The sequence below is a fragment of the Nocardia bhagyanarayanae genome (genome assembly GCF_006716565.1).
GTDB lineage: Bacteria > Actinomycetota > Actinomycetes > Mycobacteriales > Mycobacteriaceae > Nocardia > Nocardia bhagyanarayanae.
Genome location: NZ_VFPG01000001.1, coordinates 554,107 through 572,207, shown reverse-complemented (window position 1 = coordinate 572,207; position 18,101 = coordinate 554,107). Strand labels below are relative to the sequence as shown.

Sequence of the window (18,101 nt, the reverse complement as noted above, 5' to 3'; positions counted from 1 at the left end):
TCGGTCGTGCGGTGATAGCTCGACGCGAGAGGTGAATACGCTCGAATGGAAACTGCCCGTCGCTCTACACGTGGTAGTCGTCGCCGCAGGCCAGGTAGTCCACTGTTCGGGCAGTTGCTCACTGCCGCGGTGGAGTCCGCGGCCGATGAGGTGGCGGTGCGTTTCGACCCCGCCAACGACCCCGAGACCGCCGTCGAGTTGACCTACCGCCAGCTGGACGAGGACTCGTCTCGGCTGGCCAGGGAACTGATCGAGCGGGGCATCGGCCCCGGCGACGTGGTGGCCATCGGTATCGCGCGGTCCGTCGCGTCGGTGCTCTCGGTATGGGCCATCGCCAAGACCGGCGCGGCCTACGTCCCGGTGGATCCGAGCTTCCCGCCGGACCGCATCGCGCACATCGTCTCCGACTCCGGCGCCGCGCTGGGCCTGACCACCTCGGCGCATCGCCGGGCGCTCGGGACCGGTGTCTACTGGATCGAGCTGGACGACCCTGTGGTGGCCGAGCGCATCCTGAACAGGGAAGAGCGGCCCATCACCTACGCCGATCGGGTTCGCGCACTGGACGAGCGCCACCCGGCCTACATCATCTATACCTCCGGATCGACCGGCAAGCCGAAGGGCGTCGTCGTCACCCACTCCGGTCTCGCCGGTCTGGTCGCCGCCGAACGCGACCACTTCGGGTTCGACGGCGACTCGCGGATGCTGCACGTCGCCTCGCCGAACTTCGACGCGTCCGTGTTCGAGATGCTGCTGACCTTCGCGGCGGGCGCGACCCTGGTGATCGCGCCGCCGAAGGTGTACGGCGGCGACGAGCTCACGGATCTGCTGCGCCGCGAAGGCGTCACGCACATGCTGATGACGCCCGGTGCGCTGCAGTCGGTCGACCCCACCGGACTCGACGACCTGCGCGTCGTGATAGTCGGCGGCGAGAAGGTCGGTCCGGAACTGGTCGCCCGCTGGGCCGACGGGACGCGCGAGGTCTTCAACGCCTACGGCCCGACCGAGGCCACCATCGTCGCCACCAGCACCGCGCCGATGCACCCCGACGAGCCGATCACCATCGGCTCGGCCATCTCGGGGATGGGCGCTTTCGTGCTGGACAGCGGAATGCGTTTGGTGCCCGCCGGTGTCGTCGGCGAGCTGTACCTGTCCGGTCCCGCGCTGGCGCAGGGCTACCTGAACCGTCCCGGCCTCACCGCGGAACGCTTCGTGGCCAGCCCGTTCGGCGGGGAGTCCGATCCGGCGGGTTCGCGGCTGTACCGCACCGGTGACCTGGTGCGCCGCAGCGAGATCGACGGCACCATCGAGTACCTGGGCCGCTCGGACTTCCAGGTGAAGATCCGCGGCCTGCGCATCGAGCTCGGCGAGATCGACAACGCGCTGACCGCCCACCCGGATGTCGACTTCGCCGCCACGCTCGGCCGGTCGCTGCCCTCGGGCGCGACCGCGCTGGTGTCGTACGTGCTGGCGCGGCCCGGCGCGACCGTGGACACGGACGAGCTCGCCGAGTTCGTCGGCCGATCGCTGCCCGGCTACATGGTGCCCGCGGTGATCATGGTGCTCGACGAGATCCCGCTCACGCCGGTGGGCAAGCTGGATCGGAACGCGCTGCCGGAGCCAGTCTTCGCGGTCAAGGAGTACCGCGCGCCCGCGACGCGGACCGAGGAGATCGTCGCCGAGGTGTTCGCGGCCCTGCTGCTGACGGACGACCCGGACGCCCGCGTCGGCGCGGACGACGACTTCTTCGAGCTGGGCGGCAACTCGCTGCTCGCCGTACAGGCCATCGCGCGGATCGGCACGGCCCTCGGCACGCGGGTGCCGATGCAGCTGCTCTTCGACGCCTCCACGGTGGCCGGGCTGGCCGCGCTGCTGGAGCAGCACGCCGGGTCGGCGCTCGGGCGGGCGCTGGAGCCGCAGCCGCGTCCGGAGCGGATCCCGCTGTCGTACGCCCAGCAGCGCATGTGGTTCCTGAACCGCTTCGATCCGGCCAGCGGCGTCAACAACATCCCGGTGGCCGTGCGGCTTTCGGGCGCGCTCGACGTGACCGCGCTCGGCGCGGCCGTGCGTGACCTGGTGGAGCGGCACGAGGTGCTGCGCACCGTCTACCCCGAATTCGACGGCGCCGGATACCAGCTCGTGCTGCCCGCCGACGACCCGCGCGCGCTGCCCGAGCTGGTCGCCGAACCCGCCACCGAGGCCGAGGTGTTCGACCTCGTCGCGGCGGCCGTGACCGAGGGCTTCGACGTGACCGCGGCGGCGCCGATCCGGCTGCGCCTGCTCGAGGTGAGCGAGACCGAGCACGTGCTGGTCTGCGTGGTGCACCACATCGCGGGCGACGGTTTCTCGATGGGTCCGCTGACCCGCGACCTGATGACCGCCTACGCGGACCGCGTCGCCGGGCGCGCGCCCCAGCTCGCGCCGCTCGCGGTGCAGTACGCCGACTTCACGCTGTGGCAGCGCGAGGTGCTCGGCGCGGAAGACGACCCGGAATCGGTGCTCGCCGAGCAGGTCGCGTTCTGGCGCGCGGAATTGGCCGGGCTGCCAGAACAATTGGAGCTGCCCGCGGACCGTCCGCGCCCGTCGGTCGCCTCCTATCGCGGCGACGTGCTGCGCTTCGAGATCGACGCCGACCTGCACGCCGCGCTGGGCGAGGTGGCCCAGCGCCACCACGCGACGCTGTTCATGGTCGTGCACAGCGCGTTGGCGGTGCTGCTGGCCCGGCTGTCGGGCACCAGGGACATCGCCATCGGCACGCCGGTCGCCGGCCGCGGTGACGCCGCGCTCGACGATGTGATCGGCATGTTCGTCAACACGCTCGTGCTGCGCAACGATGTCGACCCGGCCGCGACGGTCGATCAGCTGCTCGCCACGGTTCGGCACGGCGACTTGGCCGCCTTCGGGCACGCCGACCTGCCGTTCGAGCGGCTCGTCGAGCTGCTCGACCCGGTGCGCTCGGCGGCGCGGCACCCCCTGTTCCAGGTGATGCTGACCTTCCAGAATCTGGCACGCACCGAACTGGAACTGCCCGGCCTGACCGTCTCCGGCGTGGACATGACGGTGCCGCTTGCCAAGTTCGACCTGCAACTGGCGATGGCCGAGCGGGTCGATTCCAGTGGCGCGCCCGCCGGGATCTCGGCCGAGATCACCTATGCCACAGATCTTTTCGACCCCGCGACGGTGCGCGGGTTCGCCGACCGCTTCGCGCTGGTGCTCGCCGCGTTCGCGGGCGATCCCGCCGCCGTGATCGGCGACATCGACCTGCTCGCGCCCGAGGAGCGCGCCGCGGTGCTCACCGGCTGGAACGACACCGCGCGCCCGGTCCCCGCCGCCACCCTCGTCTCGCTGTTCGAGCGCCAGCGCGCCGCGACGTCGTACGCGACCGCGCTGGTGTTCGAGGACGAGCGCTTGACCTATGCGGAGTTCGGCGCGCGGGTGCACCGCATGGCCCGGCTGCTGCTCGCCGCGGGCGTCGGCCCCGGTTCGCTTGTGGCGCTGGCGATCCGGCGCTCGACCGAGCTGGTCGTCGCGATGTACGCGGTGCTGGAGGCGGGCGCGGGCTACGTTCCGCTCGACCCGGACCAGCCCGCCGACCGCGTGGACTACGTCCTGGAGACCGCCCGTCCCGCCGTGGTCCTCACCACCCAGCGGGACGGTTTCGACACCTCCGCCGCACCCGTGCTCGCGGTGGACGCTTTCGAACTCGACGGCTACGAATCCGCGCCGATCTCGGATTTCGAACGGGCGCGCCCGATTCGGCCCGGCGACACCGCGTACGTCATCTTCACCTCGGGTTCCACCGGCCGCCCGAAGGGCGTGGCCGTCACGCACGCCGCGATCGTGAACCGCCTGCTGTGGATGCAGCACGAGTACCCGCTCGGCGCGGACGACGTGGTGTTGCAGAAGACTCCGGCGACGTTCGACGTGTCGGTGTGGGAGTTCTTCTGGCCCTTGCAGGTCGGCGCGCGACTGGTCGTCGCGAAGCCGAACGGTCATCGCGACCCGCTGTACCTGGCCACGGTGATGCTCGAACAGCACGTCACCACCGCGCATTTCGTGCCCTCGATGCTGTCGGTGTTCGTCTCGACGCTGGCCGACGGCGCACCGGTGCCGCCGCTGCGTCAGGTGTTCGCCTCCGGTGAGGCGCTGCCCGCGCCGACCGCGCAGCGTCTGCGTGAGCTGACCGGCGCGCGCCTGCACAACCTGTACGGCCCGACCGAGGCCGCGGTCGACGTGACCTACCACGAGGTGACCGACGCCGACGAGACCTCGGTGCCGATCGGCCGTCCGGTGTGGAACACCCAGCTGTACGTTCTGGATTCGCGCCTGAACCCGGTCGCCCCGGGTGTCGCGGGTGAGCTGTATCTCGCGGGCGATCAGCTGGCGCTGGGCTACCTGAACCGCAGCGACCTGACCGCCGACCGCTTCGTGGCGAATCCGTACGGGCCGCCCGCGTCCCGGATGTACCGCACCGGCGACTTGGTGAGATGGACCATCAACGGTGAGCTGGAGTACCTGGGCCGCACCGACTTCCAGGTGAAGCTGCGCGGTCTGCGCATCGAGCTGGGCGAGATCGAGGCGGCGCTGCTGGCGCAGCCCGGTGTCGCGCAGTCGGTGGTGGTGCTGCGCACGGACTCGCACGCCGGTGACCAGCTGGTGGGTTACGTTGTCGCCGAACCAGGTTCGGCGCTCGAAGCCGAGGCCGTGCGCAAGGAGCTCGCGGCCGTGCTGCCCGGGTACATGGTGCCCGCGGCGCTGGTCGTGCTGGACGCCTTCCCGCTGAACCCCTCCGGCAAGCTGGACCGCAAGGCGCTGCCCGCGCCCGTGTTCGGCGGCGGTTCGGAATTCCGCGCGCCGAGCACGCCCATCGAGCAGACCGTGGCCGAGGTGTTCGCGGCGCTGCTCGGCGCGAACGAGATCGGCTTGGACGACGACTTCTTCGCGCTCGGCGGCAACTCGCTGCTCGCCACCAGGGTGGTCGCCAGGCTGAACGCGGCACTGGACGCGAACATCGAGGTGCGCGAACTGTTCGAGGCCCCGACGGTGGCCGCGCTCGCCGCACGCGTCGTACCGGGCGAGCCCGGCGACGCCCGGCCGCCGCTGGCGCCCGCCGTCCGTCCGGACCTGGTGCCGCTCTCGCTCGCCCAGCAGCGCATGTGGGTGATCAACCAGATCGACCCGCATTCGGCCGCCTACAACATCCCGTTCGCCATCCAGCTCGCGGGCAAGCTCGACGTGGCCGCGCTGCAACAGGCCGTGCTCGACGTGCTGGAGCGGCACGAGGCGCTGCGCACCCGCTACCCGGCCGCCGCCGCAGGCGACATGCCGCACCAAGAGATCTCGACCGTCGCCGACACGTTGCCCGGCGGACTCGTGGTGGAGCAGCCGACCGACATCATGGGCCGCGTCGTCGAACTCATGTGGGGCGGCTTCGACGTCACCGAGCGGCCGCCGGTGCGGATCGCGTTGCTCAACGGCGGCGTTCCGGACAAGCACCTGCTCGTCCTCGTCACCCACCACATCGCGGCCGACGGCGCCTCGCTCGCGCCGCTCGCCCGCGACCTGATGACCGCCTACGTCGCTCGCACCGAGGGCGAGGCGCCGGGCTGGGCGCCGCTGACCGTGCAGTACGCCGACTACGCGCTGTGGCAGCGCGAAGTCGTCGGCGTCGTGGAGGACGAGAACTCCGTCGCCGCACGGCAATTGGCGTACTGGTCGGAACAGCTCGCCGGTCTCACCGGCGCCGCGGCGCTGCCGCAGGACCGCCCGCACCCGCCGGTGCCGTCGATGCGCGGCGCCTCGGTCGGCTTCCGGCTGCCCGCGGAGGTGCACGGGGAGCTCGCCCGCCTCGCGCGCGAGCAGAACTCGTCGCTGTTCATGGTGCTGCACGCCGTGCTCGCCGTGCTGCTCGCCCGCCTCACCGGCGACTCGGACGTCGCCATCGGCACCCCGATCGCCGGCCGCGGCGACCGCGCGCTCGACGACCTGGTCGGCATGTTCGTCAACACCCTGACGCTGCGCACCACCGTCGATCCCGACGCCACCTTCGCCGAACTGGTCCAGGCGGCGCGGGAGACGGATCTGTCGGCGTTCGCCAACGCCGACATCCCGTTCGAGCGCGTCGTCGAGACCGTCGCACACGGCCGCGCCAGCTCGAACAACCCGCTGTTCCAAGCGGTTCTGGCGTTCCAGAACCTGGAGCGGCCGACCCTGGAGCTGCCCGGCCTGACCGTCGGCGTGCTGGATTCGGAGTCGATCGCGGCGAAGTTCGACCTGCTGCTGAACGTCGAACCGCGCCACCGCGAGGACGGTTCGCCCGCCGAGCTCGCCGCCGTCTTCACCTACGCCACCGACATCTTCGACGAGGCGACCGTGCGCTCGTTCGCGCGCCGCCTCGCCATGGTGGCCAGCGCCGTCGCCGCCGACCCGCACCAGCGCGTCGGCTCGATCGACCTGCTCGAACCCGTCGAGCGGGACCGGATGCGCCCCAACCGTATTCCGGTGTCGCGCGACATCACCCTGCCGCAGCTGCTGCGCACCGCGGTGCAGACCAACCCGGACGGCATCGCCGTCGTGGTCGCCGACGCCACCGAGCGGTTCGCCCAACTCCGTTACGCCGACCTGGATCTGCGCTCGACGCTGCTGGCGAGGCTGCTCATCGACCGCGGCATCGGCCCCGACGACGTGGTGGCCGTGGGCATTCCGCGTTCGGTGGAGTCGGTGCTCGCGGTCTGGGCGGTGGCCAAGACCGGCGCCGCCTTCGTGCCGGTGGACACCAACTACCCGGCCGAGCGCATCGGCCACATGGTCAAGGATTCGGGCGCGGTGCTCGGTCTGACGGTCTCCGACGCCCAGCGGGCGCTGCCGGGGCTCGTCGAATGGCTGCTGCTCGACGACATCGAATTCGTCAGCGGGCTCGCGGTGTACTCGGCCAAGCCGATCGCCGACGCCGACCGGGTGCGGCCGCTGCGGCCCCAGCATCCGGCCTACGTCATCTACACCTCCGGCTCGACCGGCACGCCCAAGGGCGTCGTCGTCACGCACGCCGGTCTCTCCGGCTTCTGCGACGAACAGCGCGAACGCTATCGGGTGACGCCCAGTTCGCGGACGCTGCACTTCGCGTCGCCGTCCTTCGACGCCTCGGTGCTCGAGCTGCTGCTCGCGGTGGGCGGGGCCGCGACGATGGTCGTCGCCGCGCCGGAGGTCTACGGCGGGGCCGGTCTCGCGGAGCTGTTGCGCCGTGAGCGGGTGACGCACGCGTTCGTCACGCCCGCTGCGCTGGCGTCCATGGACCCGGCCGGTCTGGACGAACTGCGCGTCCTGATCACCGGCGGCGAGGCCTGTCCGCCGGAACTGGTGCGGCGCTGGGTGATTCCGGTCGGCCACGGCATCCGGCAGTTCTTCAACGCCTACGGTCCGACCGAGGCGACGGTCATGACCAACGTGACGTCGTCGATGACGCCGGACCTGCCGGTGACCATCGGCGCGCCGATCCGCGGTATCGCCGCGTACGTGCTCGACGAGCGGCTGCGCCCGGTGCCCACCGGCGTCGCGGGCGAGCTGTACGTCTCGGGCGCGCAGCTGGCGCGCGGTTACGGCGGCCAGTCCGGCCTGACGGCGAGCCGCTTCGTCGCGGATCCGTTCGCCGCGGGCGGCTCGCGCATGTACCGCACCGGCGACCTCGTCCGCTGGACCCCGCGTGGCGATCTGGAGTACCTGGGCCGCAACGACTTCCAGGTCAAGGTCCGCGGCTTCCGCATCGAGCTCGGCGAGATCGACGCGGTGCTCGCGGCGCACGACAGCGTGGACTTCGCCGTCACCGTCGGGCACGAACTCGACAGCGGGAGCACGATTCTCGCCTCCTACGTGCACGCCGCGCCGGGCGCGCTGGTGGACGTCGCGACGCTGACCGCGTTCGCGGAGGAGACGCTGCCGCGCCACATGGTGCCGACCGCCATCACCGTCCTCGACGAGATCCCGCTGACACCGGCGGGCAAGCTGGACCGTCGCGCGCTGCCCGCACCGCAGTTGCAGGTCAAGGAGTTCCGCGCGCCGAGCGGACCGCTGGAGCAGCTCATCGCCGAATTGTTCGGCGAGGCTCTGGGTTCCGAGGAGCCGATCGGCGCGGACGACGACTTCTTCGCGCTCGGCGGCAATTCGCTGATCGCGACCCAGGTGATGGCCCGCCTCGGCAGCGCGCTCGGCGGCCGCCTCGAGGTGCGCGAACTGTTCAACGCCTCGACCGTGGCGGGTCTGGCCGCGCGGCTGGCGCAGAGCCCCGGAGCCGCACCCGCTCGACCCGCACTGGTCGCCGGTCCGCGGCCGGAACGCATTCCGCTCTCGCCCGCGCAGCGGCGCTACTGGTTCCTCAACCAGTTCGACACCGCCGCGTCGGCCGTCGACAACATTCCGCTGGCGGTCCGGTTGACCGGCACGCTCGACGTCGACGCGCTCGGGCAGGCGATCGCCGACGTGGTCGCGAGGCACGAGGTGCTGCGCACCACCTATCCCGGCTCGGACGAGGCGCCGCGCCAGCTCGTCCATCCCGCGTCCGAGCAGCCCGCCGAACTGGTCCCGATCGACATCACCGAGGGCGATCTCCAGTCCGCGGTCGTCGATTTCGCGTTGACCACCTTCGACGTGACGACCGAAGTGCCGTTCGCCGTGACGCTGTTCCGGTTGGCCCCCACCGAGCACGTGCTCGCGATCGTGGTGCACCACGTCGCGGCCGACGGCGCCTCGATGAACCCGCTGGCCCGCGACGTGATGACGGCCTACGCGGCCCGCGCGGCGGGCGCGGCGCCGAACTTCGCGCCGCTGCCCCTGCAATACGCCGACTACGCGCTGTGGCACGATGCGGTGCTCGGCTCCGAGAGCGACCCGGAATCCATTGCCGCCCAGCAGATCTCCTACTGGCGCACGGCGCTGGCCGGGCTGCCCGACCAGCTGGAGCTGCCCGCCGACCGGCCCCGCCCGCCGGTGCAGTCCTTCCGCGGCGCCACGCTGCGCACCGTGATCCGGGCGGACCGGCACGCCGCGCTGCAGGAGCTGGCGCGGGCCAACCACGCCTCGCTGTTCATGGTCGTGCACGCGGCGCTGGCGGTGCTGCTCGCGCGGCTCTCCGGCACCGACGACATCGCCGTCGGCACCCCGCTCGCCGGTCGCGGCGAGCGCGAACTCGACGACCTGATCGGCATGTTCGTCAACACCGTCGTGTTCCGCACCAAGGTGCGCCCCGGCGAGCGGTTCGCCGACCTGCTCACCGAGGTCCGCGAACGCGATCTAGAGGCGTTCGCCAACGCGGACGTGCCGTTCGAGCGCCTGGTCGAGGTGCTCAACCCGGCGCGGTCGACGGCGCGCAATCCGCTGTTCCAGATCGGCCTTTCGTTCCAGAACCTCGCCGAGACCACTTTCGAGCTGCCCGGTTTGACGGTCGGCGCGGTGGATTTCGACGCCAGGCTGGCCAAGACCGATCTCCAGCTGACGGTGACCGACCGCTACGCCGCGGACGGCACGCCCGCCGATCTGGTCGCCGACTTCAGCTACGCCACCGACCTGTTCGACGAGGCCACCGTGCGTGGCTTCGCGGAGCGGTTCGAGCGCGTGCTGGACGCCGTGATCGCCGACGCCGCGGTGTCGGTGGGCGAGATCGATCTGCTCTCCGCCGAGGAGAGCGAGCGCATCCTGCGGTCCTGGAACGACACCGCGCACCCGGTGGACGCCGAGGCGACCCTGGTGTCGCTGCTCGACGCGACCGTGGCCGGTTCGCCGCACGCCCCCGCGCTCGTCGCCGACACCGGCGCGGGCCTGCTCGAGCTGACCTATGCCGAGCTGGATGCTCGGGTGAACCGGTTGGCGCGGTACTTGATCGGTCGTGGTGTCGGTCCGGAGGATCGGGTGGCGTTGGCCATTCGCCGGTCGGCGGATCTGGTGATCGCGATGTACGCGGTGGCCAAGGCCGGTGCGGCGTATGTGCCGATCGATCCGGGCCAGCCTGCCGAGCGCGTGGACTACATCCTGGATACCGCCGCCCCGCGCTGCGTGCTGACCACCGCGGCCGACGGATTCACCAGCACCGCCGCGGAGACGGTCTCGCTGGAGACGCTGGACCTGACGGCCTTCTCGCCCGCGCCGATCGCGGCCGCTGAGCGCAATGGTGTTCTGGTTGCGGCGAATACGGCGTATGTGATCTTCACGTCGGGTTCGACGGGTCAGCCCAAGGGTGTTGCGGTGCCGCACGCGGCGATCGTGAACCAGTTGCTGTGGAAGTCGGCGGAGTTCGGTCTCGACAGCGAGAACGTGGTGTTGTTGAAGACGGCGGCGACGTTCGATCTCTCGGTGTGGGAGTTCTGGTCCGCGGCGGTCAGTGGTGGTCGTTTGGTGATCGCGACCGCCGATGGTCATCGGGATCCGGCGTACTTGAACGAGTTGATGCGTTCGACGGGTGTGACCACGTTGCATGTGGTTCCGTCGATGCTCGACGCGCTGCTCACCGAATCCGGAGGGCGGCTGCCCGAATCGCTGCGGCGGGTGCTGGCGATCGGCGAGGCGCTGCCCGCCGCGCTGGCCCAGCGGGTCCGCGCGGGCGGCACCGAGCTGTTCAACCTGTACGGCCCGACCGAGGCGGCGGTGTCCATCACCAACCACCCGGTCACCGATGCCGACGCGGGTTCCGTCCCGATCGGCGTGCCGGAGTGGAACAGCCGCGTCTACGTGCTCGACGCCATGCTGCGTCCCGTCCCGGCGGGCGTGCCCGGCGAGTTGTACTTGGCCGGAGCGCAATTGGCGCGCGGCTACTTCGCGCGGCCGGGTCTCACCGCCGACCGCTTCGTAGCCGACCCGATCGCCGCGGCGGTCTCCGGCGACGCGGGCGCGCGGATGTACCGCACGGGCGACCTGGTCGTCTGGAACGCCGACGGTGAGCTGGAATACCGGGGCCGCACCGACTTCCAGGTGAAGGTCCGCGGCTTCCGCATCGAGCTCGGCGAGATCGACGCCGCGCTCACCGCGCAGCCCGGCGTCGATTTCGCGATCACCGTCGGCCGCGAAACCGGCGGGCGCGCGACGACTCTCGTTTCCTACGTGGTGCCGGTCAAGGGCGCGCGGCTCGACCCCGACGCGCTCGTCGCGCAGCTGGGTCACCAGCTGCCGGATTACATGGTGCCCGCGGCCGTCGTGGTGCTCGACGAGCTGCCGCTCACCTCGGTCGGCAAGGTGGACCGGTCGGCGCTGCCGGAGCCGGTGCTGCCGACCCGCGAATACCGTGCCCCGCGCACGGCGGAGGAAGAGGTCATCGCGTCGGTCATCGGCGAGGTGCTGGGCATCGAGCGCGTCGGCGTCGACGACGACTTCTTCGCCCTCGGCGGCGACAGCGTCGTCTCCATCCAGGTGGTGGCGCGGGCGCGGGCCAAGGGCGTGCTGTTCACCCCGCGCCACGTCTTCGAGGCGCGCACTGTCGCGGCGCTCGCCGCGGTGGCCACCCCGGCCGTCGCGGCCGCGGCGGAGCAGACCGGCGAGCTGCCGCTGACGCCGGAGGCCGCCCGCCTGCTCGCCGCGCGACCGGACGGTGTCGAGGTGCGCGCGATCGTGCTCGACGTGCCCGCGGACCGCCCGGTGCCGATGGTGCGCGCCGCGATCGACGCGGTGCTGCAGCAGAACCCGATGCTCTGGGTGCGGCTGCGCCCGGCGTCCGACGGCGTCCCCGCCGCCTTCGACCTGCCCGCCGCGCCGACGCCGGACGACCAGCCGTTCTACCTGCTGGAGGACACCGCGGCCGCCGCCGTCCCGCTGGACGACGTGGTGCAGGCCGCCGCCGCGGCGCTCGACCCGACGCAGGGACGCAACATCCGGTTCGTCCGCATGGGTCCGGACACGGCCGCGCAGCTGGTCGTCGTCGCCAACGGGCTCGTGGTGGACGACCACTCGTGGCGCACCGTCATCGATCAGCTCACCGCGGGCTGGTCGCGGCACCGCCACGCCGCGCCCGAGGCGACCGAATCGGGTCTCGGCACGGTGCTGCGCGCCCTCGCCGCGAAGGCAGAGGACCCGGCGATCGTCGCCGAATTGCCTTGGTGGCAGGGCATGTTGGCCGATATGGCAACGGAACCGCCTGCGGGAGCCGATCTCTCGGTTCGCTCGCGCGTCTCGCTCACCATCACCTCCGAGGGTGCGGCCGCGGTGACGACGATGGCGCAGGCGTACCACGCCACCGTCTACGAGGTGCTGCTCACCGCGCTCGCCATCGCCATGCGCACGGCGGGTAAGGAAGCCCTCGCGCGCGCCGCGGGTCCGGTGGTCCGGCTCACCGCCGACGCACGCGACCGAGCGCACTCGGACCTGGTCGGCGGCTTCACCACCGACTACCCGCTGCCGTTGCGGCTGTCCGGCGTCGATATCGCCGACGCACTGGTCGGCGGTCCGGCCGCGGGCGTCGCGCTCGGGCAGATCAAGGAGCTGCGCCGCTCGGTGCCTTCGGGCGGTGTCGGCTACGGCCTGCTCCGCTACCTCGCCGGCGCGGCGGAACTGCCCCCCGCGGGCCTCGTTCGGCTGCGCTACCGGGATGTGCGCCCGGCGAAGATGCACACCGACGCCGCGGCCGAGGACCTGCTGCTCGACATCGTCGTGGAGGCCACCCGCGAGGGCCTGCGCGCCAGGTTCGACTTCGCCGCAGCCGTTTTCGGCGGTGAGGACGTGAAAACCTTCGCCGAGCACTGGGTCCGGGCCCTCGGCGGTCTCGCCGAGCACGCCCTGCGCCCCGGTGCGGGCGGATACACGCCGTCCGACTTCCCGCTGGTGCGCCTCACCCAGTCCGATCTGGACCGGTTCGGCGGCGCGTACCCCGAGCTGGGCGACGTCTGGCCGATGACGCCGTTGCAGTCGGGCATGCTGTTCCACGCCCAGTTCGCCGACGCCTCCATCGACGCGTACATGCTGCAGTTCGTGCTGGATCTGGACGGCCGGGTGAACGCGACACGCTTGCACGGCGCGGCCCAGGCGATGCTGGATCGGCACGCGAATCTGCGGGTCGCCTTCGCCGACACCGGCGACGGACGCGCGGTGCAGGTGGTGCCGGATTCGGTCCAGGTGCCGTGGCGCCAGATCGCGCTGGATCACCTCGATCCGGCCGTCGCCGCGAGCGAGGCCGAGCGGATCAAGGCCGCCGACATGGCGCAGCACTTCGACATGCGCAGCGCGCCGCTGCTGCGCTTCACCCTGCTGCGCACGGCGACGGATCGGTTCCACCTGATCGTGACCAGCCACCACATCCTGCTCGACGGCTGGTCGGTTCCGCTGCTGATGCGCGAGCTGCTGACCATCTACGCGCTCGGCGTGCGCTCTCGTCATCTGCCGAAGATCCGGCCGTACCGGGACTACCTCGAATGGCTGGTCGCGCAGGATCAAGACGCGGCGCGGCAGGCGTGGCGTTCGGCGCTGGCGGGCATCACCGAGCCGACCCCGCTGGTCGGGGCGGCGAACCGCGAGATCGCCGCGGGCATCGGCGAAGTCGACTTCGTCTTCTCGCCCGAGCAGACCGCGGCGCTGACCGGCGCGGCCGCCCGCGCGGGCGTCACGGTGAACACCGTGGTGCAGGCCGCGTGGGCGCTGCTCATCGGCCGCGTCACCGACCGTGACGACGTGGTCTTCGGCGCGACCGTCTCCGGCAGGCCCGCCGAGCTGGACGGCGTGGAAACCATGGTCGGCCTGTTCCTCAACGCCATTCCGGTGCGGGTGCGCCTCGGCGCGACGCAGACGCTCGCCGAGCTGCTTCGCACGCTCCAGGACGAGCAGGCGGCCCTGCTCGACTACCACTACCTGGGCCTGAGCGAGATCCAGAACACCATCGGTGTGGACGGCCTGTTCGACTCGCTGGTGGTGTTCGAGTCCTACCCGGTGGACCGGGAGGGACTGCGCCGCGCCAGCGCGATCGACGGCATGAGCGTCAGCGGCGTGCACGTCGCCGACGGCACGCACTACCCGGTGTCGGTGATCGTCGCGCTCGGCGAGCAACTGCGCGTCGAGATCAAGTACCTGCGCGACCTGTTCGACGAAGCCGCCGCGCGAACCCTCGCCGACCGGCTCGCCGCGCTGATCGGCGCGTTCGTCGCCGAGCCCCGCGCACGGGTCGCCGAGGTCGACGCGCTGCTCGGGCAGGAGCGCGCCGCGCTGACCGCACGCAACGCCACCGAAGTGCCGGAGCTGCTGGACGATTCGACGCTGCTCTCGCTGTTCGACGCCCAGGTCGCCAAGACGCCGAACGCGACGGCGCTGATCTTCGGCAACACCAGGGTCAGCTACGCCGAACTCGACGCCAGGTCGCGGCGGCTCGCCCGGGAACTGTCGGCGCGCGGCGTCGGCCCGGAATCGCTGGTGGCCGTTGCCATGCGGCGCAGCGTCGACCTGGTCGTCGCCATCTACGCCGTATTGCGAGCGGGCGGCGCGTACGTGCCGGTCGACCCGGATCATCCGGTGGAGCGCAGCGAGTACGTGCTGGCGGGCGCGTCGCCGGTGTGCGTATTGACCACGGCGCGTACCGGTTTCGGCACGGCCACCGGTGTGCCGGTGGTCGCGGTGGACGCGCTCGAGTACGCACCGAGCGCCGTCGCGATCGCCGCAGCGCCGGTGCGGGCCGACAACGTCGCCTACGTCATCTACACCTCCGGCTCGACCGGTCGCCCGAAGGGCGTGGCGATCACGCATCGGCAGATGGCCAACCAGTTCCGCTGGGCCCAGCGCACGTATCCGCACGACGGCTCCGACGTGGTGCTGCACAAGACGCCGATCACCTTCGACATCTCGACGTGGGAGTTGTTCTGGCCGTTGCAGACCGGCGCCGCGGTGCTGATCGCCGAGCCCGACGGGCACCGCGACCCGGCCTACCTGGCGCGGATCATCGCCGAATATCGCGTCAGCACGGTGCATTTCGTGCCGTCCATGCTGGACGCGTTCCTCGACGGCGCGGACGAGCACGCCGAATTGCCCGCGCTGCGCCGGGTCTTCGCGGCCGGTGAGGCGCTCTCGGCGGAGACGGCCGAGGCCTTCGCCGCCGCGCTGCCCGCCGCCGAGCTGGTCAACTGGTACGGCCCCGCCGAGGCGACGGTCGTCACCGCGCACCCCGGCCACGCGGACGGCGGTTCCGCCGTGCCGATCGGTACGCCGGTGGCCAACACCCGCGTGCACGTGCTCGACCGTCAGCTGCGCCCGGTGCCGCTCGGCGCGGCGGGCGAACTGTACGTGGCCGGTGTGCAATTGGCCCGCGGCTACCACGGCGCGCCCGCACTCACCGCGGAGCGCTTCGTCGCGCACGAGGACGGCGAGCGGCTCTACCGCACCGGTGACGTGGTGCGCTGGCGTCAGGCCGGCGACGGTGCGGCGCTGGAATACCTGGGCCGCAGCGACTTCCAGGTCAAGCTGCGCGGTCAGCGCGTCGAGCTCGGCGAGATCGAGGCCGTGCTCGCCGATCACGACGAGGTGCGCCACGTCGCGGTCTCGCTGGTCCGGCTCGCCACCGGCGACCGGCTGGTCGCCTACGTCGTTCCGGTGCCAGGCTCCGCCGTGGACACCGACGACCTGCTCGCGCACGCGCGCGCCGCGCTGCCCGCGTACATGGTCCCGTCGGCGATCGTGCCGCTCACGGCCATGCCGCTGAACGCGAGCGGCAAGCTGGATCGAAGAGCGCTGCCCGAGCCACAGCTGGCGTCCCGCGACTACCGCGCACCGGTGACACCGATGGAGCAGGCCGTCGCCGCGGTCTTCGCCGAGGTGCTCGGCGTGGACGCGGTGGGCGCCGACGACGACTTCTTCGATCTCGGCGGCAACTCGCTGGTCGCGACCCGCGCGGTCGGCAGGCTGCGCGGCCTGACGGGCGCCGAGGTGCGGGTGCAGTGGTTCTTCACCGACTCCACGGTCGCCGCGCTCGCCGCGCGGATCAGCACCGCGCAGGAGAACGGCGTCGACTACGCGGCCGATTCGGCCGCCGCCCTCGGCCCGCTGCTGCCGATCCGCGGCACCGGTTCCGCGGAGCCGCTGTTCTGCTTCTATCCGATGGCCGGACTCTCGTGGAGCTACGCGGGCCTGGTGCCGTACGTGGATCGGTCGCGTCCGATCATCGGACTCCAGTCGCCCGCGCTCTCCGAGGACGACTACCTGCCCGAGTCGCTCGACGCGATGGCGGCGCGCTGCCTGGCCGAGATCCGCTCGGTCCAGCCGCAGGGCCCGTACCACCTGCTCGGCTGGTCGCTCGGCGGCATCCTGGCGCACGCGGTCGCGGTGCGGTTGCAGGCGGCGGGGGAGCGGGTCGCGCTGCTCGCCATGCTGGACAGCCACCACGACATCGGCGCCGCCGACTTCCGCGGCGCGCTGCGCGGTGCGCTGGCCGAGATCGGCATCGGCGCCGAGGACCTGCTCGGCGGCGGTGACGTGCACGATCTGAGCGATGCCTCGCTCGCCGCGCTGCACGCCACCATCCCGCCGGAGCTGGCCGTGCTGACGCCGGAACGGCTGCGCCGCATCTACCGCAGCGCGGTCCGTTCGGCGGAGCTGATCGCCGAGCACCGGCCCGGCGTGTTCCGGGGCAGGCTGGAGTACTTCAGCGCGCGGATCCTCGGCGCGAACCTGGTGCACGGCATCGACCCGGAGACCTCGGCGAGCAAGTGGCAACCGTTCGTCGACGGCGTCGTCGCCGATCACCCGATTCGGACGACGCACGACGAGATGACCTCGCCGGCCGCGCTCGCCGAGATCGGACCGAGACTTTCGTCATTACTCCCCGGGGCCGGAGATGATCCCAATCCGGCTGGTCAGGCATGATGGGGCAACGGGTAGGTAACAATGCCCCCTGTTCCGACGACTACATAGGCCGTATGGTCGGGCGTGGCGCCAACGCGTGGACGTCCGGCGGCCAGGGGAAGCCCATCCGTGATCCCGATACGAAGTGAAGGTGCGAAATTGATACGTCGACAGACCCGGCGCCGTGGCACGCGTGCCGCGGCGATGATCGCGACTACTGCGGTGTTCGCGGGACTCATGTCCGGACTCGGCGCATCCACGGCCACGGCTGACCCGATCGTCGAGTCGAAGGCCCTGCTGGCCAATCCGGTCTCGGCCGACGGCTCGAAGATCGTCAAGGCGGAGATCAAGGACTCCCGCAACATCCGGCTGCACGTGTACTCGGCCGCGATGGACGAGAACGTCATCATCGACGTGCAGCGTCCGGCCGACGCCTCGGAGCCGCGGCCGACCCTGTACCTGCTCAACGGCGCGGGCGGCGGCGAGGACGACGCGTCCTGGGTGGCTCGTTCCGAGGCGCTGGACTTCTTGAAGGACAAGAACGTCAATGTGATCCAGCCGATCGGTGGCAAGTGGAGCTACTACACCGACTGGATCAAGGACGACCCGACGCTGGGCCGCAACAAGTGGACGACCTTCTTCACCGAGGAGCTGCCGCCGCTGGTCGACGGCGCGCTCGGCACCAACGGCGTGAACGCCATCGCGGGCCTGTCCACCTCGGGCACCACCGTGCTCGCGCTGCCGATCGCCAAGCCGGGCCTGTACAAGGCGGCCGCCGCGTACAGCGGTTGCGCGCAGACCAGTGACCCGGTCGGCTCCGAGTTCGTGAAGCTCACCGTCGAGACCTGGGGCGGCGGCGACACCGAGAACATGTGGGGTCCGCAGGGCTCGGAGGGCTGGGTCAAGAACGACCCGTACGTGAACGCCGAGGGCCTGCGCGGTCTCGAGCTCTACATCTCCACCGGCACCGGTATTCCCGGCGAGCACGACGTTCTGAACGGTGAGTACGCCCTGCCCGGCGCCTACGGTCTGGCCAACCAGGTCCTGATCGGCGGCGTCATCGAGGCGGGCACCAACTACTGCACGCACAACCTGCAGACCAGGCTGAACGAGCTGGGTATTCCGGCGACCTTCAACTTCCGTCCGACCGGAACCCACTCGTGGGGCTACTGGAACGACGAGTTCCCGCGCTCCTGGCCGGTGCTGGCCAAGGGCCTCGGTCTCTGAGACCAGCCGATTCGCATCGACCGCCCTGGTCACACGTCGCGTGTGACCAGGGCGGTCATTTTTACGGTCCGCGCCAACGTAAAGTTCGGTAA

Annotated in this window: 2 protein-coding genes; both read left to right on the top strand. The window is 71.3% G+C overall.

Going from position 1 to position 18,101, the window contains the following annotated elements; genetic code table 11:
- Positions 1-45: 45 nt before the first annotated feature.
- Positions 46-16,803, top strand: coding sequence for an amino acid adenylation domain-containing protein (locus FB390_RS02020; protein WP_141807416.1), 16,758 nt, complete (start codon positions 46-48; stop codon positions 16,801-16,803).
- A 183-nt stretch (positions 16,804-16,986) separates the two neighbouring features.
- Entirely contained in the window at positions 16,987-18,009 is a 1,023-nt protein-coding gene (locus tag FB390_RS02015; protein WP_141807415.1) for an alpha/beta hydrolase, read from the top strand.
- Positions 18,010-18,101 lie beyond the last annotated feature (92 nt).

Coding starts and splice junctions, on each gene's coding strand:
- FB390_RS02020 (WP_141807416.1), top strand. CDS start 46: ATGGAAACTGCCCGTCGCTCTACACGTGGTAGTCGTCGCCGCAGGCCA.
- FB390_RS02015 (WP_141807415.1), top strand. CDS start 16,987: ATGATCGCGACTACTGCGGTGTTCGCGGGACTCATGTCCGGACTCGGC.